We start from the raw sequence: 25,527 nt of genomic DNA, 5'->3' as shown, positions 1-25,527 counted from the left end.
CAGGTGCAGCCACCCTCGTAGGCTGCACTTGTCGTTTACACAGAAACAGAAAATGAGAATCGGAATAGTTTGTTACCCTACTTTCGGGGGGAGCGGCGTAGTAGCCACAGAGCTGGGAAAAGCTCTGGCGCTGAAAGGTCATAAGATCCATTTTATTACCTATAGCCAGCCGGCACGCCTCGATTTCTTCAACGAAAATCTCTTTTACCACGAAGTATACATCCCCTCTTACCCGCTATTCCAGTACCCGCCTTATGAATTGGCGCTGGCCAGCAAAATGGTCGATATCGTTCGATTTGAAAAGTTGGATGTGCTGCACGTGCACTATGCCATTCCTCATGCCTCGGCGGCTTACATGGCCAAGCAGATCCTGCGCACCAAAGGCATCAACATCCCGATCATCACCACCCTGCACGGCACCGACATTACGCTGGTGGGCAAAGATGCTTCTTTTGAGCCCGTGGTTACCTTCAGCATTAACCAGTCGGATGGCGTTACGGCCGTGTCGGAGAGCCTGCGGCAGGAAACGTACGAATACTTCCAGATAGAGAAAAATATCGAAGTGATCCCCAACTTTATCAACCTGGATAAATTCAAGCGCCAGAAAAAGGATCATTTCCGGATGGCTATCAGCCCGAACTCCGAAAAACTGCTGGTTCATACGTCCAACTTCCGTACGGTAAAACGTGTGCAGGACGTCATCCGCATTTTCGCTAAAGTGCGTGAGCATATCCCGAGCAAGCTGCTGCTGGTAGGCGATGGTCCCGAACGGCCCAAGATGGAGAAACTCTGCCGCGAACTGGAAATTTGTCAAGACACCCGCTTTCTGGGCAAGCTAGAGGCCGTAGAGGAGGTGCTGTCGATTGCGGACCTGTTCCTGATGCCATCGGAGAAAGAGAGCTTTGGTCTGTCAGCCTTGGAAGCGATGGCCTGTGAGGTGCCTGTTATCTCGACTAATGCCGGCGGTATTCCGGAGCTCAACATAGATGGGGTGACCGGTTTTGTGAGCCCGGTAGGAGCTGTGGATGAGATGGTGCAGCATGCTTTGTATGTGCTGGACGATGCGCATTTACCAACCTTCAAAGCCAACGCGCTCGCGCGGGCGCGGGAGTTTGACGTCGACAAGATCGTGCCACGCTACGAAGCGCTTTACACCAAAACCATTAACGAGCAAATGGCTGTTTTGTAGTATAATTTAATATTATCATACAAAAAACACCACTTCTACCTAAGTCTCCGTAATTTTTGTGTAAATTTTCAGAAATTTTCACAATTCCCTCGTAGGCATGCACGGTATGCCCGCCGGGCATCTTCCCAAAACTTTAAAAGCAGTTTCCATGAGCAAGGAAAAGTACTTTATAATTGATTTTGACAGCACCTTTACCAAGGTGGAAGCCCTCGACGAGTTGGGCGAGATCACCTTACAAAGCGACGACAATAAAGAGGACATACTGCAGCAGGTAAAAGAGCTAACCGATAGCGCCATGAATGGCCAGAGTTCTTTTGCAGAAGGATTAGAAAAACGACTGGCCCTGCTGCAAGCCAACCAAAAACACCTGCCGCTGCTCATCTCCCGGTTAAAAGACAAAGTATCGGAGTCGGTGCGCCGCAATAAAGAATTTCTGACACAGTTTGCCGATCATATTTTTATTGTTTCCAGTGGTTTCAAGGAGTTCATCACGCCTATCGTGACCGAATATGGTATAAAGCAGGAAAATATTTATGCCAACACCTTCAAAACCGATGAGCAGGGAAACCTTGTTGGCTTTGACGAGCAGAACGTACTTAGCCTGGACAAAGGCAAGATCAAACTGCTGGAGCAACTGGCCCTGGCAGGCGATGTGTATGTGCTGGGTGACGGCTACACAGACTACGAGATCAAAGAAGCCGGGCTGGCAAACAAGTTCTACGCTTTTACAGAAAACATTACCCGCGACAAGGTGGTGGAAAAAGCAGAGCACATTGCTCCCAGCCTGGATGAATTCTTATACCAGAACAAATTACCGATGGCTATCTCCTACCCTAAAAACCGTATTAGTGTATTGCTGCTCGAAAACATCCATCCGCAGGCGGTGGAGCTGTTTCGCCGCGAAGGCTACCAGGTAACAACGATACCCGGCGCGCTAAGTGAAGATGAACTGTGCGAGCGCATACAGGGCGTGTCTATACTTGGTATCCGTAGCAAAACGCACGTTACCCGCCGGGTGCTGGAGCATGCCAACCGCCTGATGAGCGTAGGGGCTTTTTGTATCGGCACCAACCAGATTGACCTGGATGCCTGCCTTGAAGCCGGTATCACAGTATTCAACGCGCCTTATAGCAACACGCGCAGTGTGGTAGAAATGGCCATAGGTGAGATCATTATGCTAAGCCGCGGCATACCTGACAAGAGCAGTAAAATGCATGAGGGCATCTGGGATAAATCAGCAGCCGGCAGTTACGAGGTGCGCGATAAGAAGCTGGGCATCGTCGGCTATGGCAACATTGGGGCGCAGCTGTCGGTGCTGGCAGAGGCCATGGGCATGGAAGTATACTACTACGATGTGGTGGAGAAGCTGCAACTGGGAAATGCCCGCAAGTGCGATACGCTGCATGAGTTGCTGGAGAAGGTTGACTTTGTGACGCTGCACGTGGACGGCCGCCCGGAGAACAAGAATATATTCGGAGCCGCAGAATTTGCCGCCATGAAAGACGGCGCCTTATTCCTGAACTTGAGCAGGGGCCACGTAGTGGATATTGCAGCACTGGTAGAAAGCCTAAAATCCGGTAAACTTCGTGGCGCTGCCGTGGATGTATTTCCGGAAGAGCCAGCGACCAACAGCGAGCCTTTCGTGAGTGAGTTGCGGGGCTTACCTAATGTAATTTTAACACCGCATATTGGAGGCAGCACATCGGAGGCGCAGGTGAACATCGCCAACTTTGTACCGAACCGCATCATGGATTATATCAACTCGGGCAACACCTACCAAAGCGTTAACTTCCCGAACATCCAGCTGCCGGAACTTAAAAATGCACACCGCCTTATCCATATTCATGCTAACGTGCCGGGCGTGCTGGCTAAAATCAACCAGGTGCTGGCAAATAACCACGTTAACATTCTGGGCCAGTATCTGAAAACGAACGAAGGGATCGGCTACGTGATCACCGACATCGACAAGGCGTATGATAAGCAGGTGATCAATGACATGCGACAGGTACCCCATACTACCAAGTTCCGCATACTTTACTAACGCGTAGTGCGTACCACCATCATGAACAATAAAGTATACTTTACACCCGGCCCTTCAGAGTTATACCCGACGGTGCCGCAGCACATGCATACGGCCCTGCAGGAAAAGATCGGCAGTATTTCGCACCGCAGCCAGCAGTTCAAAGACATTTATGCCAAAGCAGAAGCAGGGCTGAAACAGCTGCTGCAGCTTCCGGATAATTACGAGGTGCTGTTCATGTCTTCGGCGAATGAGATCTGGGAGCGCGCCATTCAGAACACAGTGGAGCAGGAAAGCTTCCATCTGGTGAACGGTTCCTTCTCCAAGCGCTTCTTCCAGGTGGCCGTGGAACTGGGCCGCAAAGCAACCAAGTATGAGGCGCCCTTCTGCCAGGGCTTTGAGGTGGATGGTATAACTGTACCGGCTTCTGCCGAACTGGTGGGGCTGATCCAGAATGAGACCAGCTCCGGTGCCTGGCTGCCTGTCGCAGCGATTAACAGGTTCCGGGAGAAAGTCAGTGCGGATGCCCTCATTTTTGTGGATGCCGTTTCATCTTTGCCTATTCCGGCTTTCGATTACAGCAAAATAGATTCGGTCTACTTCTCGGTGCAGAAATGCTTCGGGCTACCGGCCGGACTGGGCGTGTGGCTGCTCAACGAGCGCTGCATTGCCAAAGCGGAAGCGATGCAGGCCAAAGGTATTTCGCTGGGTTCCTACCACAGCATTCCGGCGGCACTGAGCAAAGCTAAAACCAGCCAAACCGTCGAAACGCCCAACGTGCTCGACATTTACCTGCTGGGCCAGGTGCTGGACGATATGCTGCAAAAAGGGATTGAGACCATCCGGGAAGAAACGCAGCAAAAAGCCGATCTAATTTATACTTTCCTGGGTAGCAGCAAAGCCTTCTCTCCTGCTGTGGAAAATCCGGCGCACCAGTCTAAAACTACGATCGTAGCTAACACCACCGTACCTGCCTCCGAAGTAAACAAGCAGTTGGCCAAGTATGACATGCAGGTAGGCAGCGGCTACGGCGACTATAAAGAAAAGCAAATCCGCATCGCGAACTTCCCGGCCCATTCCGTGGCACAGATGCAACAGTTAGTAGCAAAGCTAGAAGAGCTGTTTTGAGTTTGGGAGTTTGAAAGTTAGAGAGTGAAAGATTGAAATAGAATGAGTGACTTTCTAACCCTTTAACTTTCTAACTCCTAAACTCTTTAACTCCCCAACTCAAAAAGCTTGTCCTATCTCTTGCTTTATGTAGCTGAGGGCGCGGGCGGTTGGGTCCTGCTCTGAGACAAGCACAGTCTCCAGGATGCGTTTGGCCAGATCAGTGCCGCGCGCGCCCTCGGGCAACTCATGGTAGGTTTTGTTGATAAGGCTCACCACCTCTTCGCGGCCATGCTTTACCTGCTGCCAGGCTTGCTCTGTCATGTACACCTGCTGCGAAAGGTTATGGTTGAATTCATTGCGTATCTCGGCGAGCAGCAAACGGTGAAACTCGGCTGCGGTGTGGCCGCCACCACTTACGCGCAGCAGCAGGTTGCTGGGCGTTATCCGTTCGAGCAGCAGCACCACGCGCTCATAAGCCTGCAGCCGTATCGGCAGCACCACCTCCGCATTTTTCTGACGTAGTTCCAGCAACCGTACTTTGTAGTCGCGCTCGTAATGTTTCTTTACCAGGTAATACATGGCGACAGCCACGATCAGAGCGGGTAAAGCAATTTTCAGAAGGTCTATGATAAAAATGAGGAATTGTTCCATGCAAGCGAAGTTAGAAAGTATAAATATCGCAAAAAATTAATTTTGGATACATGAATCATTTACGGGTGCAGGCTGTTTAAGTAGTACAAACGCAGACCAGCACACTTAATTCGGCAGAATTGTGTAAGTTTGTGCCTACAAATAACGAACAGCATACATAATGGCAACAGAAACAAAAACTGCTCCTATTACACTGACAGATAAAGCCTTGGTTGAGGTTAAAAATATAATGCAGGAAAAAAATGTACCGGCAGAATACGGCCTGCGCGTAGGCGTGCAGGGTGGTGGCTGCTCTGGCATGTCGTACCTGCTGGGCTTTGATAAGCCAAAAGATTCAGATGAAATTTTTCACCTGGAGGGCGTAGACCTGATCATGGATAAAAAGCACGCCATGTACGTACTAGGCATGCAGGTTGATTTCCAAGATGGCCTGAATGCCCGTGGCTTTACGTTTAACAACCCGCAGGCAACCAGCACCTGTGGCTGCGGCAGTTCTTTCTCCTCCTAAGTATAGGATCCTTCTTTCTCTTTAGATAAGTAACGCCCGGCACCTGTGCCGGGCGTTACTGCTTTCAGGCCGTTCTGCACGCGCTATATGCCTGCAGCGTCATGCTGGATCAGAAGCTTCCCAATAAGTAGCTTGAAGTATAAAACGCGATGGACAGCTGCCTGTTTTTGATTAGGCCAGCCTGCAGGTACTCTCCAGGCAGACCGCCGTTCTGAGCCATGCTGGCGAGACAGCTACTGCCTGCTTATACATACACAAGCCCGGCCAACGTATGGCCGGGCTTGTGCTACCCACTCGTTTCAGAAAACCAGTTACTTTATTTAAAGGCTGCCTGCGACAAGCCACTGTTTATCTTCACATCCTGTACTTCAAACGGTATTCCGGAGGTGATTTCGGTAAACGGAAGCTTGATGCCGCCTTCTACAGGCTTGTAATCACTCCACAACGTAGTAATTGCGCTGCCGGGCTCCCCTATCACCTGCTTTACTTTCAAGCCGGTTTCGGCATCGTAGTAGCTCTGCAGCTTTATGCCTTCCGGAGTCGTTACCGTAACCAGAAAAGCCAGCTGCCCTTTCACCACCTGAAGCACCGGATCTAACTGCATCTGGTATCCTTTTTTAGTATAGTCCAACTCGGGGAAAAGCTGGTAGGCTACCTTCATTTGTTTTCGGGCAGCACCATCCAGCGCCATGCGGTTGTTCCTTTCCTGCACCTTCACGCTGTCTCCATTCACAACCAGATGCATCAACGACATGTTGTAGTCCGGAATAGACATTTCTGCATAAAACTTATCCGGAAGTATGTACTTGGTCTGCATCAGCAATTCTGCTCCCTGCACCTGGCCCGTCGCGCTCATACTTAAGTCGTGTACGGCCTTTAGCTTATCAGCACCGCCAATAGCATTCAGGTAGGTTTGGATGACAGTCTGCGCTGTGATGCCTTTCTTAACAGGAATTGCACTTAACGCATTATTTTCAGGGTTTATGTCGGGGAGGCGGTGGTCCGGATCAAGCGTTACGGCTGTGATTTTAGAAGTCGATTTATATGGGAACGTCCAGGTGCTACCTTTTTGCCATATTTCTACCGGCAGCCGCACGGTATCTGCTTTCCCGTTCTCCTCCTGCACCAGGGCAGTAACCGGTAGCGCCATTCGGCCTTTGTTCTCCAGAGTAATCAAGGAGCCTTTGGCAGGGTCGTTCGCCACATACTGGATGCTCTGCACGGCCTGGTCCAGTTTCCAGGTTGTCATAAACCACTCGTTCCAGAACCAGCTCAGATCTTCTCCGGCGGCGTTGTCCATCGCATGAAAAAAGTCCCAGGGCGTCGGGTGCTTAAATGCCCAGTTGTCGATGTAGTTACGGAAAGCATAATCGAACCGTGCTTCACCTAATATCTGCTCCCGCAGGATCTGAAGTCCCAGCGCTGGTTTGTTGTAAGCGGCGTAACCCAAATAGCTGGGTTGAATCACATCCGGTATATTCATGATAGCGTCGGCATCCGGGCTAAACATCCTGGGAGCCCCCATTTGCACATCCTCCTTTTTGTAGTACTCGCCGTTGTTAAATACCTTGGTATCCACATCGTTGATGAACGTGTTAAAGCCTTCGTCCATCCAGGCATACTTGCGCTCGTTCGAGCCCACGATCATCGGGAACCAGTTGTGCCCGAACTCATGGTTGGTTACGTTCCAGAGGCTGCTGCCACGGCTTTTATAGCCACAGAACACAATACCCGGATACTCCATACCACCTACAATACCTGCCACATTAGTTGCAACAGGGTACGTGTATACATACCACTTATCTGAGTAGAGTTCGATGGCATGCTTTACATACTCTGTAGAACGCCCCCAGGCACTGTCGCCAGCACTTTCAACCGGGTAAACGGACTGTGCCAGTGCTGTTTTGCCACCAGGCAGGTTAATACGGGCAGCATCCCACAGAAAAGCTTTGGAGGCAGCCCAAGCTACGTCGCGCGAGTTTTGGCATTTAAAATGCCACGTTAGCAGGCCATTCTTTCCATTAGCCGTTGTGTTCGCACTTACAGCATCTCTGATAATAACTGTTTTGTCACTCTGTCTGGCCTTCTCTAACTGGTTGAAGGCGGCAGGTGTTAGCACCTCTTTGGGGTTTACCAGTTCGCCGGAACCAACTACTACCAGCCCGGCAGGAGCTGTAACAGTATAATCAAAGTCGCCATACTCCAGGTAAAACTCACCGGCTCCCAGGTATGGCAGCGTATTCCATCCCGACACATCATCGTATACTTCCATGCGCGGGTACCACTGAGCGATTTCATAAATCCACCCGTTCTTTGTGTTTAGCCGCCCCATGCGGTCGGTGCCGTATTCAGGCACCGTAAAGGCAAACTCTACTTTCAGCGTGATCTTTTTACCGGGTTCCAGCGGCTCCTTCAATTTTACCTGCATGCGCGTATCCGTGATCAGGTAAGTCGCGCTTTCTGATTTGCGCTTGTGCATGACGGATACTGATTTTATCTCTTCTCCTTGGGTGAAGGACTTATTGGCCCATCGCCCACCGGTTACCTCACTGGCTGCTTCTGCCCGGGAGTCTTCTTTGTAAATATTCTGGTCTACCTGCAGCCATAGGAAAGGCAGCGCATCGGGGCTGTTGTTGGTGTAAGTGATCAGTGAGGTACCGCTTACCCGGTGCTGTGCCGTATCCAGGACAACATTCAGCTTGTAATCGGCGCGGTTTTGCCAGTATTTCGGGCCGGGCTGTCCGCCCGAAGACCGGTACACATCGGTAGTAGCTGGGTAGAACAAAGGGTTAAACACCTCGTGCTGGTCATAGGCAGCAGTAGTGCTTTGCGACGTTTGCTGCTGGGCTTCGGTATGAAAAGCGCCAAACAGCAAGAGCAAAGACAACACAATTTTATACTTATTCATGTACACGTTTATTATAAATCAGACAATACGTAGTAGAGGCGCAGTGTCACTTTTAACTGCGCTGAGAGAGTAAACTGGAAGAAATGCAGAATAGTGTTAATGGACATTTTTATGATGCTCCCATTACGCCTACGTGGCACCTTGGGGAAAGGGTGCCCCTTCTGCCTTGTTACACAGAAAACTGCTGTGCCACAAGGCCTGAAACCTACTTCTAAATGGTTGTTTTATATCCTATAAAACAACCATTTAGACAATTCTTTGTAGCTTATTTTTTTACCATACATCAGAATGCCCACGCGGTAAATGCGGGATGCCAGCCAGGTGGTAAAGATAAAGCCCAGCACCAGCAAGCTCATCGACAGCACCAATTGCCAGGCCGGCACGCCAAACGGCACACGCACCATCATCACAATAGGAGAAGTGAACGGAATGATGGAGAGCCAGAAGGATACAGGTCCGTCGGGGTTTTTAAGCACCAGCGAATACGACAGGATGAACGACAGGATCAGCGGAATAGTGATAGGAAACATGAACTGCTGGGTGTCTGTTTCATTGTCTACAGCCGACCCGATTGCCCCAAAAAGCGAGCCATACAGCAGGTACCCCCCAAGAAAGTAAAACAGAAAGCACCCCAAAATCAGCGGCAGGTTCAGGTTGTTGATAGCTGTCAGGGTATCGGCCACCATTGCCGAGGCGCCGTCTTTCTGTGCAGCCACTTCCTCCTGATCAGGTGCTTCGCCCGCAGCAGCGGCCTGTCCGGCTGCCAGTTGCTCCATTGGTGTCGGTGCAGGCGCAATGTCAAACGCTGACTTCACCCCCGTGACAACGATCAACGAGAGCACCACCCATAGCAAGAACTGCGTAAGGCCAACAGCAGCTATCCCTAAGATCTTGCCCATCATCAACTGAAAAGGCTTTACCGACGAGATGATCACCTCCACAATGCGGCTGGTCTTCTCTTCAATAATGCCGCGCATGATCTGCACGCCGTATAAAAAGATGAAGAAGTATATCACAAATGCACCCGCCACGCCTGCTCCGGAGGTTACAAAGGCATTGTTGTCTTTCTCGCCTTCATCGCCCAGGTTTACAGAGGCTACGCTGATGTTGGCTTTTATATTTTTAAGAAGTTCCCGGTTTAGCCCCGAGGCAATCAGCCGTTGGTTTTCCACCTCTTTCTCCAGCATATTCTCCAGCCGTACTTTCGTCTGCAGGTTGGTGTTTTTCTTCGAGAAGATCCTGATGCCGGTTGGGTTGTCCAGCGTGATGTTCGGGATGTACAGCAGCGCGGTGTTGTCGGTCTCTTTATAGATCTGCTTGGCCTGCTCCAGCGTGCCGGTGATCGGCACGATCTTCAGGTCGTTCTTGCTCTCCAGTTTATTGGCAAACAAGCCACTTTCATCCAGCAGCATAATGGTTTCGGAGCTGTCGCCCGACATGGCGATCAGCAGGCCGGGCAGCACCATAAACACCGCCAGCAGCAGCGGCGTGACAAGCGTCATCACGATGAAGCTCTTTTTGCGCACACGTGTGATATACTCGCGCTGCACGATTAACCAGATCTTATGCATGGTGTGTTTCTTTTACTTTCCGGATAAAGATATCATTTATACTTGGCACCAGTTCCACAAACGAATGCACTTCTACCCGGCTGATGAGGTAACGCAGCAGGTCGTTGGGGCTGGAGCCATTCAGCAGCTTAATGTTCGTCCTGAAAATGCCGTGATTCTCGTGCTGCTCCAGCACTTCAAAGTCCGGCGACAGCACCAGTAGCTGTCCGTTGCCAATTACTTGAAAGGTGTTGGTCTTATAGGCATTCCGGATCTCCTTCACCGGTCCGTCCAGCACTTTGTGCGCATGGTTGATCAAGGCAATGTTATCGCATAATTCCTCTACCGATTCCATGCGGTGGGTAGAGAAGATGATGGTAGCGCCCCGCTCCCGCAGGCGCAGTATCTCGTCTTTGATCAGGTTGGCATTGATAGGATCGAAGCCGGAGAAAGGCTCGTCGAGGATGATGAGGGAGGGCTCGTGCAGCACGGTGGCAATAAACTGCACCTTTTGCTGCATACCTTTCGAGAGGTCCTCAATGTTTTTGTTCAGCCACTCCCGAATTTCAAAGCGCTCTACCCATGCCTTGATGCGTGCAGTTGCTTCACTTCTGCTGAGCCCTTTGAGCTGCGCCAGGTAAAGCAGTTGCTCGCCTACCCGCATCTTTTTGTAGAGACCGCGCTCCTCGGGCAGGTAGCCCATGTCTTTGATATGCGATGGCCGCAGGCGCTCGCCTTTGAAGTATATGTTGCCGGTATCGGCTCCCGTAATCTGGGTAACAATGCGGATAAGCGATGTTTTGCCAGCGCCGTTCGGCCCCAGCAAGCCAAAGATACAACCTGCCGGTATATCAAAGCTCACGTCGTCGAGCGCCATGTGGTTAGCGTAATGCTTGCTTACGTTCTCAATTTTTAGAATGCTCAATGCCGGTCCTATTAAAGTTTAATCAAAAATAGCTTTATCCTTTCATCCGGCAAATATATTCTGTTAAGAATGTTTGTCTCAAAGCCATACTTCACAGCGCGTGCGCACATCATCTGCCCACCCAAGTATAAAAGCCGGCCTCTTCGCGTGAAAAGGCCGGCTTTTATACTTATGTAAACGGGTTAGCTTTACTGAAAGTAGTCTTTTACTTTCTCAAAGAAGCCTTTATCGCTTTTGCCGGGGTGCGGTGCAAAGTTGTCAGACTCCCGCAATCCTTCCAGCAGCGACCGCTCTTCGTTGTTCAGCGTCTTCGGCGTCCATACATTGATGTGGATCAGCTGATCGCCTTTGCCATACCCGTTCAGGTCTTTGATGCCTTTGCCACGCAGCCGGAAAATCTCGCCGCTTTGCGTACCGGGCTTTATAGTGATCTTCACCTTGCCTGAAATGGTTGGTACTTCAATATCTGCGCCCAAAGCAGCATCTACAAAACTGATATACTGGTCGAAGATAACGTTGTTGCCGTCGCGTTTAAGGGTTGGATGTGGCTCCTCTTCAATCTGGATCAGCAGGTCGCCGGGTACGCCGCCGCGCTCTGGCACATTACCTTTGCCCCCCATCGACAGCTGCATGCCATCCATTACGCCAGCCGGCACATTGATAGAAATTACTTCTTCCTGCTGCTCGCGGCCGGTGCCGTGGCACACTTCGCAGTTATGCGTTACAATACGGCCTTCGCCGTTACAGGTAGGGCAGGTAGTAGTAGAGACCATCTGGCCCAGCATGGTGTTTACCACCTGGCGTACCTGGCCTGAACCCTGGCAAGTGTTACAGGTCTGCATGTCGGTACCGTTTTTAGCACCATTGCCACCGCAGGCGGCGCAAGCTACATAGCGTTTTACCTTGATCTTTTTTTCTACGCCGTTGGCTACTTCTTCCAGGTTCAGCTTCAGCTTGATGCGCAGGTTACTGCCTTTGCGCGTCCGGCGTCCACCACCGGAACGGGCACCACCAAAGAAGCTTTCGAACGGACTTCCGCCGCCACCACCAAAAATATCGCCGAACTGGGAGAAGATATCTTCCATGTTCATGCCGCCACCGCCGCCAAAGCCGCCGTTCAATCCCTGATGACCAAACTGGTCGTAGCGCTGGCGCTTTTGCTCGTCGCTCAACACTTCGTACGCTTCAGCCGCTTCTTTAAACTTATCCTCCGCAGTCGGGTCGTCCGGATTTTTATCCGGGTGAAATTTAATGGCTATTTTGCGGTAAGACTTTTTGATCTCCTCTTGCGAGGCGCTCTTGCTTACCCCCAACACCTCGTAATAATCTCTTTTAGCCATTGCTTACGCTCCTATAATAACTTTTGCGAAACGGATAACCTTGTCGTTCAAGGTATAGCCTTTCTCAATTACATCTATAATTTTGCCTTTCAGCTCCTCAGATGGGGCAGGCACTTGTGTCACTGCCTCATGCAGGTCGCTGTCGAAGTCGTCGCCCACGTTAATCTCGATCGGCTTCAGGCCTTTTTGCTGCGTTACATTTTTCAGTTTGTGGAACACCAGCTCCAGCCCCTCCAGCACCGCTGTAGAGTCTTTCGCTGTTTCAATGGACTGGCGCGCGCGCTCCATGTCATCCAGCACTGGCAACAGGCTCCCCATCAGGTCCTGCGTAGCCGTTTTAGACAGATCGATACGCTCCTTGGCAGTTCGGCGGCGGAAGTTCTCAAATTCAGCCATCAGGCGGATATACTTGTCCTTCATCTCTGCGAGTTCAGCACCGTCCTGTTTGGTTGCTCCCGCTTCTTCCTCCTGGTTTTCTTCCTGTCCGTCGCTGTTCGCTTCCATATTGGCAGCATTGCTTTGCTGCTCAGCCTGCTCCTGTTCTTTCTGAATATCTTTATCTGACATAATGCCCTAAATTTTTAGATTTATAAGTCTACGTTGTTTTGTCAATTAACTTGCCAAACCTGCCTTCGTGACATTCTGACACTCGTTTAGTTTTAGAAAGAGCAGCAATCAATGATCATTGTGCCGCCTGTCAATCCTAACCCCTGCTTCCGAAACCGCCCCCTCGCGCAGGCGTTTTAAGAGCACTCCGCAGCTATTTTATACTTGTATTTATACTTGTGGAAACTCACCTGTATTCCCAATCCTAGCCACTTATACTTTTATATGGCTGCCAAGCCGTATAAAAAAATCGGTAGACAACTTTGCAGCTTCTACCGATCGGTACTTTTATACTTGCAAAATCATGTTTAGCTGTTAAGCGCGTTCCAGATCATATCTTTCAGCGGCGTAATATTTTTGCCAGTCATGCTGGATATAAAAATAGCAGGCAATCCGTCGGGCAGCGTTCTTCGCATTTCCTCTTCCAGTTCCTCGTCCAGCATATCAGATTTGGTGATGGCCAGGATGCGTTTTTTATCCAGCAGTTCCGGGTTAAAGGTCTGCAGCTCGTTCAACAGCACCTTGTACTCTTCGGCAATGTCGGCACTCTCACAGGAAACCATAAACAGCAGCATGGAGTTCCGCTCAATATGCCGCAGAAAGCGTAAGCCCAGACCTTTGCCCTCCGATGCGCCTTCGATAATGCCGGGAATATCGGCCATCACAAATGACTTATAATCACGGTAAGCTACCACGCCCAGGTTTGGTGCCAGGGTGGTAAACGCGTAGTTGGCAATCTTGGGCTTTGCCGCCGATACCACTGAAAGCAATGTAGATTTACCGGCGTTCGGGAAGCCTACCAGGCCTACATCGGCCAGCAACTTCAACTCCAAAATCACCCATTCCTCTATTCCGGGTTCGCCGGGCTGCGCATGGCGCGGTGTTTGGTTGGTAGGCGATTTAAAATGGGCATTTCCTAGACCGCCACGGCCACCTGGCGTCAGAATAATCTCCTGACCATCTTCTACCACTTCACACATTACCTCGCCGGTGTCGGCATTTCGGGCAATGGTGCCAAGGGGCACTTCCAGCACATCGTCTTTTCCCTGTGCTCCGAATGAATGGTTAGGGCCACCGTTGTGGCCGTTCTCGGCAATTACGTGCTTGCGGTACTGCAGGTGCAGCAGCGTCCACAGTTGGGAGTTGCCACGCAGTATGATGTGGCCGCCACGGCCGCCATCGCCGCCATCAGGACCGCCTTTGGCTGTAAGTTTGTCGCGGTGCAGGTGCGCTGAGCCAGCGCCTCCGTGGCCGGAGCGGGAGCAAATTTTTACGTAATCAATGAAGTTGGATGAAGCCAAATTATGTGGTTCTTAGGTGCTTGTATAGCTATTTCCCTGCCTGCTTTTCTTTCAGGGAGTCGATCTGCTGGCAAAGTTGTTTGAATATACCCTCTATCTCGCCGATGCCATCTACCGCGCAGAATTTTCCCTGCCCGGCATAATAGTCAGCCACAGGGGCAGTTTTGGTATTATACTCCAGCACGCGCTTGCGGATAAGCGTTTCGTTCTGATCGTCAGGGCGGCCGGAAGTCTGGCCACGCAGCAGCAGGCGCTTCGTCAGTTCTTCATCATCTACCCCCAGCGCAATCATACAGGATATTTCGGTGCCATGCTCCTGCAACAGTTTATCGAGGCCCTGCGCCTGCGGTACGGTGCGCGGAAAGCCGTCGAAAATAAAGCCTGCTGCCTCCGGATGCTCCTTTACTTTGTTTTCGATCATACCGATCACCACTTCGTCGGGTACCAGCAGGCCGCTGTCCATAAGTTTTTTCGCTTCCAGGCCCAGTCTGGTGCCAGCCGCAATCTCGGAGCGAAGCAAATCGCCAGTAGACAGGTGGATGAGGTTGTACTTGTCGATCAGCTTTTGGCTCTGAGTTCCTTTACCGGCTCCTGGAGGGCCGAACAAAACGATGTTAAGCATATCTAATAGCTAAATAAAAGGCAAATGTATGTATAAATTCAATGTGCTTTCTGCATTTCAGGCGCTTGCCGCAATGCGGCTGCCCAAAGACCTGCTAACGCGTGTGTACTAATCTGGTTACGACACGATTTTGTAAATATCGCGCAGGTTACGGCCCAGGTTGTTGTAGTCCAGGCCATAGCCTACCACAAAGTCATTCGGAATGGTTTTGGCCACATACTTCACATCCAGCGGGTGCTGCAGGCACTCGGGTTTAAGCAACAGGGTGGCTACCTCTACCGAGGCCGGCCCACGTTCCTGTAGTTGTTTCAGCAGGCCATGCACAGTATGGCCGGTATCTACGATATCTTCCAACACCACCACATGCCGCCCTTTTACGTCTTCGCTCAGGCCCAGAATTTCTTTCACTTTGCCTGTGCTCTGCATGTCCTGGTAAGAAGACAGGCGGATAAAGGATACCTCGCAAGGGATGGAAACACGTTTCAGCAGGTCGGCTGCGAACATAAAGGAGCCATTGAGCACGGCTAGAAAAAGCGGCTTTTTCTCAGCATAATCTTTATCTAACTGTTCGGCCAGCATCACAACGCGTGCTATAATCTCTTCTTCGCTGATATAAGTGCTAAAGCTGCAGTCGTGTAGTGTAATCGTACGGGGATCCATAAGTTGCTTGTTGGTACCTAGACAAAGGTAAGTATAAATTAAAAAATAAGCCCAACGCAATGGCTGGGCTTATCAAAGTATACGGTATAAAAAGTTATTTACCTGCTGTAGCAGCAGCTACAGCGACAGTATTCTGAGGCGTTACCGCCGCTTTGGCTGTGCCGGGAGCTCCTTTCGTAGCATCCAGGTTAATTTCTTTCAGCTCTCTGTTGATCTTGATCGGTGCTTCCGGAATGGCCGGTTCACGGTTGAGCGCGATATGCGGCGCAATCACCAGCGACACAATGGACATGAGCTTAATGAGGATGTTCATACTTGGGCCTGAGGTATCTTTGAAAGGATCACCTACAGTATCACCGGTTACGGAGGCTTTGTGCGGTTCAGAGCCTTTATACTCCATCACGCCATTAATCAGCACTCCTTTCTCAAACGACTTCTTCGCGTTATCCCAGGCACCGCCAGCGTTGGACTGGAACATTGCCATCAGCACGCCAGACACCGTTACGCCGGCCAGTGTACCGCCCAGCACCTCGGCAGAAGAAGTATCCGGGAACACGCCTTTGAGACCGAAACCGATGATGAGCGGCACGATAAGCGCAATAGCGCCTGGCAGCAGCATTTCGCGGATTGCCGCTTTAGTGGAGATGGCCACGCATTTCTCATACTCCGGCTTGCCTGTTCCCTCCATTATACCTGGAATTTCGCGGAACTGGCGGCGCACTTCGTGTACCATGGCCATGGCTGCCCGGCCAACTGCGGCAATCGCCAGCGCCGAGAAGATGAACGGAATCATGGCTCCGATAAACAGACCAGCCAGTACGGGCGCTTTGTATAAATCTATACTTGGAATGCCGGCAATACCGACGAATGCTGCGAAGAGAGCCAGTGACGTTAGTGCGGCAGAAGCAATGGCAAAGCCTTTGCCCGTAGCGGCAGTCGTGTTTCCTACAGCATCCAGAACATCGGTACGCTCCCGTACTTCTTTAGGCAGCTCGCTCATTTCGGCAATACCACCGGCATTGTCCGCAATCGGGCCGAACGCGTCAATGGCCAGCTGCATGGCTGTGGTGGCCATCATACCGGCAGCGGCGATAGCCACCCCGTAAAGACCTGCGGAGGCGTACGAAAGTACGATACCTGCTGCCAGCACAATAATAGGCAGCACAGTAGAATGCATGCCCACCGCCAGACCGGCAATAATGTTCGTCGCATGCCCTGTAGAGGACTGCTGCACAATGGAGTTGACAGGTCCCTTACCCATGGCCGTGTAGTACTCTGTAATGATACTCATCAGCGCACCTACGACAAGCCCTACCAGCACTGCCAGGAAAACGCCATTGGCTGTAAAGTCAAAGTTGCGCAGGGTCAGGTTATCTGGCAGCAGCCAGTGAATAACAAAGTAAGCGGCAACAGCGGTGAGAATAACCGAGATCCAGTTGCCACGGTTGAGGGCAGCCTGCACGTTTCCTCCTTCACTCACGCGCACAAACAACATCCCGATCAATGAAAAGATAATGCCCAGGCCCGCGATCATCATCGGAAGTATAACCGGTGAAATACCGCCATAATTATCTTGCACTATCACTTCGCGACCCAATACCATGGTTGCCAGGATCGTTGCCACATAAGAGCCAAAGAGGTCAGCACCCATGCCGGCTACGTCGCCTACGTTGTCGCCTACATTGTCGGCAATGGTGGCAGGGTTGCGGGGGTCATCTTCCGGAATGCCAGCCTCTACTTTACCAACCAGGTCAGCGCCAACATCCGCTGCTTTGGTATAAATACCACCGCCTACACGTGCAAAAAGAGCTATACTTTCAGCTCCCAGCGAGAATCCGGTGAGTACTTCCAATGCGCGCTCCATCTCTACCCCGTTCACATCAGCTCCTGTGCGCTGCACAAAATAGTAGTAGAACACGATGAACAGCGACCCCAGCCCCAGCACTGCCAGACCAGCCACGCCCATCCCCATTACGGACCCACCCGCAAAAGACACTTTTAGCGCACGGGCAAGGCTGGTGCGGGCAGCCTCAGCAGTGCGGACGTTCGCCTTGGTGGCGATGCGCATACCAATAAAGCCTGCCAGCACAGAGAAGAAGGCACCTATTAAAAACGCAACAACAATAACAGGGCTTGATTTTTCGCCGGTATAGCCCAGATAAAATAAAAACAACGACGCAATAGCAGCATAGATGGCCAGTACTTTGTACTCGGCTTTGAGGAAAGCCATCGCACCATCTGCAATGTATTGGGCAATACTACTCATCAGCTCATTGCCGGCGGGCTGCTTTCTTACCCAGGCAGCGCGAACCCAGGTATAAAGCAGGGCTGCCACGCCAAAGGCCGGGATAGCGTAAAGGATAGGTTCCATTCAGTCAGTTTAAGGGTTAAACACACAAGTATATAGTTATTAAAGAAAGAGTATTCTATTGACTTTTGCAAGAGCAAGCCGCCAAAGCTTATCCACACCTGATGCCGTAAAAGAAATGCTTTTACAAAGTTACAACATTGATAATCTAGCTAGCTGTCAGCTTCCCTGAAAACGCTGTGCTACAAAGCCAAAGCGGCCGGCCTTTCGGCCAGCCGCTGCTGCTCTAGTATACTTTATACTTAGTAAACCGCTATTCCGGGCACTGCAAGTATAGGTCCGCTATACTGCTACAAATCCGGCCCTGCCTGTACTAATAATCTGCTATTTCCAATCTTCTTGTAGCTCCGTTACAATTTCTCCATCAGCACCCGGTACAGGGCCACCATGCTCTCTATGTCTTTTTTGTGCACGATCTCGTTTGGCGTATGTACATTATCTTCGGGCGCTCCTACAAAGCACCAGTCCCAGGGGTAGGCACTATGCTGTAATTCCTTGGCATCGCTGCCACCCGACCCTTCCACCTCCAGTTGGAACGGAATGCCTGCCCCTGCTGCTATAGCAATGATGCGCTGCACATAAGCGCGGCGCGGTATCAGGCTATCCCTCAGCGAGATCACCACCCCATGCCCTGGTTGCACGCCTTCCGTAACCCACGTAATGTCTGAGATTAGCCCCTGCTTTACGCCATAGTTTTCATAGATGTAGCGGGCCAGGTAAGCGACAGAGCCACCGCCATGTTCTTCCCAGCAGCTAAAAGCAATAATGCCATGCTCCAGGGTTTCGGCTACCTGCAGGGCACTCCAAACACCCAGCCGGTTATCCAGGTAGCAGGACTGCACTGTCGTTTCCGTCTCCCGGAAATCGCACTTAAAAACCAGCTCCGTGCCGCGTGCAATCTCACGTTCATACTGGTACGTTAGTGCATGGGCTGCTTCGTTGTAATCTAAGGTGCATTCGATCTCGCCCTGCGCATCCTGCCCTACCAAGGTATAGCCTGTCTCCAGGTCAGGCCCGCCGATCTTCACCAGTTCGTTGCCATAACGCACCGTAAAACCAATGGAATCCATGTGGGCAAAAATTGCACTTCTTGGCTTACCGAACACCAGCAGGATACAGTCCTGAAATTGTTCTCCGCTTAGCACCTTCGGCTCGGTTTTCCAATGAACTTTCTGCTCCTGAATATAGTTTAGCAGGAAATCTGAAAGGCTTTTTTCGTTGCCTGAAGGGGCGTGTATCCGGCAAAGTTTCTTAAGAAGGTTCATAGGTATTTCTTTTTTAGGGAATTCAAAATTAATAATATTGTTGTACTTTTAGTACTTCCGGACGAGGCAACGTCTGCAGCACCTGAAAGCACCGAATAGTCTTATTTTGCATGAAGAAGTTATTATTCATCATCTTCTCCTTTGTACTACCTGCCCTGGCCGTGGCGCAACAATCCGACACCACAGCCATGCGCAACATCACCATGGAGTCGATTGAGGTGGTGCCGGAAGCGGCGAAGATCAGGGGCATGCTGCTGCTCAACAAGGACATCCAGTATGAGTTGGAAGGCGCCGTGGACAATATGTACAACTTTAAGTATGAGCGTGCCGAAAAGCAGTTCAAATCGTTGCGCCGCCGTTACCCTGATCATCCGCTGCCTTACTTTCTGATGGGCCTCAGCCAGTGGTGGAAGATCATACCGACTAACATCCAGACGCTGAAGTATGACGATCTGTTCTTTGCTTACATGGACACCACCATTCAGAAGGCTGAGAAGATGTACGATGCAAACGAGCATAACGTAGAAGCAGCTTTCTTTCTGGCCGCAGCTTATGGCTTTGAAGGACGCCTGCACTCGGAGCGCAGCAACTGGCGCAAAGCAACTGTGGCCAGCAAACATGCGCTGGACTTTATGGAAAAAGCCAAAGCCGGCAATGGCCTGAGCCCTGAATTCCTGTTTGGTGAAGCTCTCTTCAACTACTATTCTATCTGGATACATGAGAACTATCCGATGCTGCGGCCGGTACTTCTCTTTTTTCCCGACGGCGACAAGCGGCTGGGCCTGAAGCAACTGCGGTATGTAGCTAACAGCGGCTTTTATACGGGTACAGAGGCCAAGTTCTTTCTGATGAAGATTTATGCCAACGAAGAAAGTAACACGGAGGAGGCGCTTAAAGTGTCGCAGTCGCTGGCGCTGAAGTATCCTGACAATGCTTATTTCGAGCGGTTTTATGCCCGGTTATTGTTTGTTCAAGGCCATTTTACGGCGGCCGAGCGTGTATCGCTGGATATCCTTAGCAAACTGGAGCAGAACATGCCGGGTTATGAAGCGATCAGCGGGCGTTATGCGTCTTATATTCTGGCTTACATTAACCAAAACAAGTATAGCGACCTGAACAAGGCCAAGCAGTACTACCAAAATTCTATTATGTATGCCGAGATGACGAATGAGCGTGATTCCGGCTATTTCATCAACTCCTACCTGAACCTGGCGCGTATTGCCAAACAGCAGAACGACTTGTCGCTGGCCAAGCGGTATTACACGATCGTGATTAACGCCAGCGCAAAGGACAAAAAATCTGCTACTTTTAAAGAAGCACGCACCTTTCTGAAAGAAAATAAAAAAGTTAAGTAAACAGCTGCAGAAACGAGTGTAGCTGTGCCTGCACTGAATAATGCTTCTCTACCTGTAGCTGTCCCTGCCGCCCGAACTGCTGCCGTAATGCAGGCTGCTGTAGTAGCTGTTCTAACCGGGCGTACCACTCCTCCGATGTTGTGCAAGTATAGCCGGCTTTGCCGTCGGGCACTGCTGCCAAGTTAGCGCCTACCGCCGATACAACCGCCGGGATACCCAAAGCCATGTACTGCAGTGCTTTAAACGCACATTTACCCTTCGCCCACTCTGTATCTGGTAAAGGCATCACTCCGATGTTTATCCGCTGCAGATCTTCCAGTTCAGTTTGCTTGCGCCAGGATATAAACTCTAATGAGCGCAACTGGAGAGCCGGCTCTTTATCCGCTATCACTAAGAAGTCAAAGTCGTAGTGCTGCTCCAATTGCTGCAGCACAGGTTCAATCAATTTTAAGTAGGGCAAGGTAGAGTGCGAACCTGTCCAACCAATTGTTAGCCGTGCTGTTCGTTGTTTTGGTTTGAGAGAAAGGGCTTGCGTGTTGAGGCAGGTAGGCAGGTATACGGCAGCCGTGTTATACTTACTGGCGAAATCCTGCAGAAAATGGTTGCCGCAACTTACTTTATAGCTCCAACTGCAAATAGCTGCTGTTTTCTGTGGAAGTTTATACTTCGCTACGGCCTTGTTATCATCAGTGGTGTTGGGCAGCCAAATGGCATCATCAAAATCAAAGATAATCCGCTTGCGAAAGATGTGTATTGCGAACCATTCAAACCACGGCGGCCCTAAAGGTGTTGCTTCGCGGTGGAGGAATACAAAATCGTAGAAAGGTAGCTGGTATAATAGCCCAAGGCGCTTCAGAAAACCAACAGCTAGTCCGGCGGCTTTTTGCCAGGTATGGCCGCGCTGGTAAAGGATAGCCCAGGCACGCTGGCTCCAGAAAGGTGCCAGTTTGTAGGTGATTCCCTGCTTTTCAAGCTCCGGCAGCCACTGCTCTACCCGGAACCGCTGTGAGGCGGCCTGCCCCTCCGGATAAGGCACTACAAAAAGCACCTTCACCCTTTGTCCTCCCCCTGCTGCCCGAAAAAATACTCATATGCTTCCCGCACCCGCTCCGGCGATCTGTACTTCTTTGCCAGTTCGGGAATCTCCTGCCTGTGGTTTGGATTTTGTATGATCTGCAGTATTTTACCAATTGCCTTATCTACACTTCCCTCCTGCTGCAAGTTAAACGTAGCTCCTCCACCTTCATTCTGAATGATATCACTGTCGTCACCCACCCCTTCCGTCAGCAGCACCGGCAAGCCATTAGCCCAGTACTCCCCTATTTTAACGGGGGACAAATACTTTTTGGAAGGCCCCGGCTTATAGGTAGCGAAACCAAAGTCAGCAGCAGAAAGGTATTGCGGCACTTCTTCATGAGGCACGGCAGCAACAAACACCTTTGATGTGTCGATTTGCTGCCGTTGTAATTGCTGCTGTATCTTTCTCTGCTCTTGCGGAGAAAGTATGATCAGCCTGAAATCAGGTATAAGGCTGAAGCATCTTTTGTAAATGGCAAAAGCCTCTTCCGTATAGTATAAGCCACCATATTTGCCAACGTAAATGCCAATTGTAGCACCTCTGCCATTTAGCTGCTCTCTTATATGATCCCGGTGCTGTAACGAAAATTGAAATTTAGCAAGGCTAACAAAATTACCAAAATGTTGAACAGCTATTTTAGGTCTGAGCGAAGCTATTTCATTTTTAAATGCTTTTGACACCAAGATTAATCCTGCAGCCTTTTCATGTTGCTCTTTCTCCCATTTTCGCTGGATTATGTACTTTATGCCATACTTGCTCCATTCTCCTGCCTCCAGCATGTTTTGTGCGTGTGGTTCAAAAACAATATAAAAGGGGATGTGCAGTGATTTGGCCACCTTATTAGCTAAAGCGCCCGCCATTGCCCCACTTGCCACTAGATAATCAATTTTCTCCTGCTTTATGAGCCTCTTGATCTCTTTAGGAAATAGGATGAAATCTAATATTTTATTGAAAAAAGAATGAGATAAGTTGTAGCTATATACGGGGTGATGTAATAGGTTTTGTTCCTGAATAAGGTTCTGTGGCAGCCTGCCTCTGTGCTGATCTCTTTCAATCGTAACCAGAACAACTTTAGCTATACTTTTTATTTGTAATAAAATTTTTATGTGTGGTAATACGACTGAGCGGGTCAGTGGATCATTTATTCCCCAGTAACAAATAAAAAGGATACTTTTTTCTCTCATATTAATCAGCCTCACAATCATTTGGATTCAATTGGGCTTCGATGACGCAAGTATGCCCTGAGAACTCCCGGATAATTTGAAGCAACTGCTTTATATGTTGCTGAAACGAGAATTTTACCAGCAAGCGATTATCTACTTTAGCCCGATTGACGGCTACAGAGGCTCTATTCTGATATAAGTATAATAACTTCTGCAAACAATCTTCCACATTGCCTGCCCTAAACAGTATGCCTGTTTCCATATCTGTTATTACTTCCTTTATAGGATCAATATCAGATGCTAATATTAAGCTGCCCATTTGAAGTGCCTCAAGTATTACTAGCGGTAGCCCTTCATGTAGGGATGGGACAACAACTAAGTCCGCTTCGCCCATATACCGCATTAAAGCTAAGTTAGCTACCGCATCTGAAACTGTTACATAGCTATGCAGGTTACTGTCAGTTATCTGCCGTAAGATATTAATCTTTTCACTTCCTTCCCCTACTATATTCAGGTGCAGACTTTCCGTAGCGATATGCTGCTGCTGCACTAAGATTTTAAGGGCCTCAAGAAAAAGAAAATGGCCTTTGGTCACCTCTAGCCTGCCTGGTAACAAAATATTGAAACTGCTTCTGCTTCCTGCTTCATTCGTCTTTGCTGGCTGCTCACAATTAGCAGCAGGTAAGGCATTATATATAACTCTATGATTTTTATGCCTGATCAAGTTCAATTCTATATCATTCATGACGGCATTCGATACAGAAACATGCGCATCATCATACCTTTTTGCCAGTACTTGATTTATCGTGTTTATAGCTACTCTTTGCAAAGAATTCAGTGGGTATTCTTTATATTGTGTAATATGAAAATATTGAATAAGCTTGAAATTAAAAGAAGACAAGGATACTGCCTCTAGTTTTACCATACGCATTATAAAATGCGCGTACGGTGCATGTGCAAGCACCGTAGTAATATTGTATCTTTTAAGGAACTTAGAAACCGTGAGTACTACAGAAAGCGAAGTAAGCAATGCACGCCTAGACAAGTATGATACAGGCTGGTTTAACAGAAGCATATCTTCTGTGCTAAAACCTGGACAAAGCTCTGCAAGCACCTCGTGATTACAATCTGATATTACGATCAACTTAACTTTAATGCGAGCCTCCATCAAGCCCTTTATCTGGCATAAGACTTGTTTCGAGATGCCATCCCGCATAATAGCTGGTATTACAACTGCAATCCTGCAAGAAGCTTCTCCATAACTCTTTTTTTCCATTTTACAAGATAGCAGAATTAAGCTTTGTACTTACAGCACCCTATTCATTTATTATAATTAAGATGCCAGATACTGATAGATTAAGAAAGCAAAGGCTCCTTCTTATTTGTGACTATAATCGCCATGACTTTGTCCATTTATACAAAGATTGTTGCCCGTACTTTGAAATATTCTTTCTGGAACACACCTCCAGAACATCAATCTACAATCATTCTTACCTAAAGTATGGAACAGCTATTTTCTGGAAGGATTATAAAGATGTTGATGCTCTGCTGGATACAATACAGCCCGATAAACTTACTTTTCAATACCTCGACTCTTACAATCATATTGTACTAAATCTCGCCTGCAAGGCAAGAAAGATTCCGACATTTCAGGTAGAACATGGCTTAAGGGCTGATTACGTGTTAGGTTCCGATCCAGCAATTAGTCCCTCTCCAGATAGTAGCTATGGGAAAAAGTTTCACGAACTATTTAATAATGTGGTGAGTCTAAAAAGCAGAATTCAGACCAGGCTTTTCCTTTTAAACAGTATAAAAAAATTATCTCCTGAAGATGCTGCCTTTGCTAAACTCTTTATAAAAATAAGGCGAGCCTACTCTTTTGCTACCACAGTAAGGAAAATAAATTCTGCTAAAAGACAAGCAGGAGCACACATTTCTTTTAGTCCGAAAGTGTTTGAAGTTCACCAAAGAAATGAAACCCTCCCTCCAGATTTGAAAGTGTACTTTACCGGCATTCCATACTTCGATCATTTAGCAACTCTTAAGCCTGCCTCCCAACTATCCAGAGCAGTGCTGCTTATTGATCAACCCCTTGCTGAGCATGGCCTGCTTCAATGGGATAAAGCTTACAAAGCTACTTTTGTTGATACCATTACAAAGATTTTTAAACAACACAACTATAAACTATACATTAAGCCACATCCAAAGCAAGATTTAAAAGTATGGCAACGGGCAGAGCAGTTACAACTGTGCTGCCTCATCGATGATAAACAATTATATGATTTAACTCCAGAAATACCTATTCTATTGGGTTTCTACTCTACATACTTAATGCCATTTACCTCCTTTAAGCACACAACGGTTATCACCTTAGAAAATCATCCTGCGGGGAGACTTGATGTTTCCAAATCCTTTGTCGATGCCGGTGTAGCACATCCAATCTATGACTTAGAGGAACTCCACCATATTCTGCCTAACATTGAACAATTGCACCAGCAACAACTGCCGAATAAAGCGAAGTTTACAGAAGAGTGGATGTATAAATTTGATGGGAAGAGCGGCGAACGACTTCGTGATGTTTTGTTAAGGGATGAACTATAAAACAAGGAGGCTGCTGTAGCATTTACAGCAGCCTCCTTGTTTTATAGTTGCAAACTATGCTTGCTTTTTAGCAGGCGTTTGTACTTTCTCTTTAAAATATTCCAGCGTCCTTTGTAGGCCTTCGGCTCGGTCTACTTTGGGTTCCCACCCCAGAAGTTCATTGGCTTTTGAGATATCCGGCTGGCGCTTCTGCGGATCATCTTTCGGCAGCGGCTGGTATTCAATTTTCAACTCTACACCTGTCAGCTTACATATCTCTTCGGCAAACTCTCTGATGGTGATCTCAGAAGGATTGCCCACATTTACC

General features: G+C 49.2%; 20 protein-coding genes and 1 pseudogene. 6 read left to right on the top strand and 15 right to left on the bottom strand.

Annotated features, from left to right (window positions below; translation table 11 throughout):
- The first annotated feature begins 52 nt into the window (after positions 1 to 52).
- The 3 genes from bshA to ABDW72_RS16895 all read left to right on the top strand — a co-directional run bounded on the left by bshA (position 53) and on the right by ABDW72_RS16895 (position 4,337).
- Positions 53 to 1,189, top strand: a complete 1,137-nt coding sequence (gene bshA / locus ABDW72_RS16905) for an N-acetyl-alpha-D-glucosaminyl L-malate synthase BshA (RefSeq protein ID WP_347159781.1) — start codon at positions 53 to 55, stop codon at positions 1,187 to 1,189.
- 148 nt (positions 1,190 to 1,337) lie between these two features.
- Complete coding sequence (gene serA, locus ABDW72_RS16900; RefSeq protein WP_347159780.1) at positions 1,338 to 3,230, top strand: phosphoglycerate dehydrogenase; 1,893 nt, start codon at positions 1,338 to 1,340, stop codon at positions 3,228 to 3,230.
- A 6-nt stretch (positions 3,231 to 3,236) separates the two neighbouring features.
- Complete coding sequence (locus tag ABDW72_RS16895) at positions 3,237 to 4,337, top strand: aminotransferase class V-fold PLP-dependent enzyme (protein WP_347159779.1); 1,101 nt, start codon at positions 3,237 to 3,239, stop codon at positions 4,335 to 4,337.
- Between the two features lie 99 nt (positions 4,338 to 4,436).
- Here ABDW72_RS16895 and ABDW72_RS16890 read toward each other — a convergent pair whose 3' ends face one another.
- Entirely contained in the window at positions 4,437 to 4,970 is a 534-nt protein-coding gene (locus ABDW72_RS16890) for a DUF7935 family protein (protein ID WP_347159778.1), read from the bottom strand.
- A 160-nt stretch (positions 4,971 to 5,130) separates the two neighbouring features.
- On the opposite strand from ABDW72_RS16890, the gene ABDW72_RS16885 reads away from it, so the two are divergent.
- Positions 5,131 to 5,478, top strand: coding sequence for a HesB/IscA family protein (locus ABDW72_RS16885; RefSeq protein WP_347159777.1), 348 nt, complete (start codon positions 5,131 to 5,133; stop codon positions 5,476 to 5,478).
- Between the two features lie 316 nt (positions 5,479 to 5,794).
- Here the strand turns inward: ABDW72_RS16885 and ABDW72_RS16880 are convergent, their stop codons facing one another.
- The 10 genes from ABDW72_RS16880 to ABDW72_RS16835 all read right to left on the bottom strand — a co-directional run bounded on the left by ABDW72_RS16880 (position 5,795) and on the right by ABDW72_RS16835 (position 19,023).
- Positions 5,795 to 8,386 (bottom strand): M1 family metallopeptidase, encoded by a 2,592-nt coding sequence (locus ABDW72_RS16880; RefSeq protein ID WP_347159776.1) that lies wholly within the window; start codon positions 8,384 to 8,386, stop codon positions 5,795 to 5,797.
- A 224-nt stretch (positions 8,387 to 8,610) separates the two neighbouring features.
- Positions 8,611 to 9,957 (bottom strand): ABC transporter permease, encoded by a 1,347-nt coding sequence (locus tag ABDW72_RS16875; protein WP_347159775.1) that lies wholly within the window; start codon positions 9,955 to 9,957, stop codon positions 8,611 to 8,613.
- The gene (locus ABDW72_RS16870) at positions 9,950 to 10,861 is read right to left on the bottom strand and encodes an ABC transporter ATP-binding protein (RefSeq protein ID WP_347159774.1); all 912 of its coding nucleotides are present in this window, start codon (positions 10,859 to 10,861) and stop codon (positions 9,950 to 9,952) included. Before ABDW72_RS16870 ends, ABDW72_RS16875 begins: the two co-directional genes overlap by 8 nt.
- Positions 10,862 to 11,049: 188 nt before the next feature.
- Entirely contained in the window at positions 11,050 to 12,201 is a 1,152-nt protein-coding gene (gene dnaJ, locus ABDW72_RS16865) for a molecular chaperone DnaJ (protein WP_347159773.1), read from the bottom strand.
- 3 nt (positions 12,202 to 12,204) lie between these two features.
- Positions 12,205 to 12,768: a nucleotide exchange factor GrpE gene (locus ABDW72_RS16860; protein WP_347159772.1), complete on the bottom strand. Its 564-nt coding sequence runs from the start codon at positions 12,766 to 12,768 to the stop codon at positions 12,205 to 12,207.
- Between the two features lie 347 nt (positions 12,769 to 13,115).
- Positions 13,116 to 14,108, bottom strand: a complete 993-nt coding sequence (obgE, locus tag ABDW72_RS16855; protein ID WP_347159771.1) for a GTPase ObgE — start codon at positions 14,106 to 14,108, stop codon at positions 13,116 to 13,118.
- A gap of 28 nt (positions 14,109 to 14,136) precedes the next feature.
- The gene (locus ABDW72_RS16850; RefSeq protein WP_347159770.1) at positions 14,137 to 14,730 is read right to left on the bottom strand and encodes an adenylate kinase; all 594 of its coding nucleotides are present in this window, start codon (positions 14,728 to 14,730) and stop codon (positions 14,137 to 14,139) included.
- A gap of 117 nt (positions 14,731 to 14,847) precedes the next feature.
- Positions 14,848 to 15,390: a hypoxanthine phosphoribosyltransferase gene (gene hpt / locus ABDW72_RS16845; RefSeq protein WP_347159769.1), complete on the bottom strand. Its 543-nt coding sequence runs from the start codon at positions 15,388 to 15,390 to the stop codon at positions 14,848 to 14,850.
- Between the two features lie 94 nt (positions 15,391 to 15,484).
- On the bottom strand, positions 15,485 to 17,761 hold the full coding sequence (locus tag ABDW72_RS16840) for a sodium-translocating pyrophosphatase (RefSeq protein WP_347159768.1): 2,277 nt from the start codon (positions 17,759 to 17,761) through the stop codon (positions 15,485 to 15,487).
- Between the two features lie 347 nt (positions 17,762 to 18,108).
- Positions 18,109 to 19,023: a M20/M25/M40 family metallo-hydrolase gene (locus ABDW72_RS16835; protein ID WP_347159767.1), complete on the bottom strand. Its 915-nt coding sequence runs from the start codon at positions 19,021 to 19,023 to the stop codon at positions 18,109 to 18,111.
- A gap of 110 nt (positions 19,024 to 19,133) precedes the next feature.
- On the opposite strand from ABDW72_RS16835, the gene ABDW72_RS16830 reads away from it, so the two are divergent.
- Positions 19,134 to 20,378, top strand: coding sequence for a tetratricopeptide repeat protein (locus tag ABDW72_RS16830; protein ID WP_347159766.1), 1,245 nt, complete (start codon positions 19,134 to 19,136; stop codon positions 20,376 to 20,378).
- Here the strand turns inward: ABDW72_RS16830 and ABDW72_RS16825 are convergent.
- The 3 genes from ABDW72_RS16825 to ABDW72_RS16815 are packed head-to-tail and all read right to left on the bottom strand — an operon-like array spanning position 20,371 to position 23,895.
- Complete coding sequence (locus ABDW72_RS16825) at positions 20,371 to 21,432, bottom strand: glycosyltransferase family 4 protein (protein WP_347159765.1); 1,062 nt, start codon at positions 21,430 to 21,432, stop codon at positions 20,371 to 20,373. The two genes, ABDW72_RS16830 and ABDW72_RS16825, sit on opposite strands and share 8 nt — an antisense overlap.
- On the bottom strand, positions 21,429 to 22,661 hold the full coding sequence (locus ABDW72_RS16820; RefSeq protein WP_347159764.1) for a glycosyltransferase: 1,233 nt from the start codon (positions 22,659 to 22,661) through the stop codon (positions 21,429 to 21,431). The genes ABDW72_RS16825 and ABDW72_RS16820 overlap by 4 nt, the downstream gene beginning before the upstream one ends.
- Positions 22,642 to 23,895, bottom strand: a complete 1,254-nt coding sequence (locus ABDW72_RS16815; protein ID WP_347159763.1) for a glycosyltransferase family 4 protein — start codon at positions 23,893 to 23,895, stop codon at positions 22,642 to 22,644. Before ABDW72_RS16815 ends, ABDW72_RS16820 begins: the two co-directional genes overlap by 20 nt.
- A gap of 62 nt (positions 23,896 to 23,957) precedes the next feature.
- Here ABDW72_RS16815 and ABDW72_RS16810 point away from each other — a divergent pair, with 62 nt between their 5' ends.
- Positions 23,958 to 25,220: a polysialyltransferase family glycosyltransferase gene (locus ABDW72_RS16810; protein ID WP_347159762.1), complete on the top strand. Its 1,263-nt coding sequence runs from the start codon at positions 23,958 to 23,960 to the stop codon at positions 25,218 to 25,220.
- Between the two features lie 54 nt (positions 25,221 to 25,274).
- Here the strand turns inward: ABDW72_RS16810 and ABDW72_RS16805 are convergent.
- Positions 25,275 to 25,527 (bottom strand): annotated as a pseudogene (locus tag ABDW72_RS16805) (SDR family NAD-dependent epimerase/dehydratase); the annotation flags it as partial.

It is taken from the genome of Pontibacter chitinilyticus (assembly GCF_039748935.1).
Lineage (GTDB): Bacteria > Bacteroidota > Bacteroidia > Cytophagales > Hymenobacteraceae > Pontibacter > Pontibacter chitinilyticus.
The sequence above is the reverse complement of the archived record's forward strand: the minus strand, read 5'-3'. Positions and strand labels throughout refer to the sequence as shown.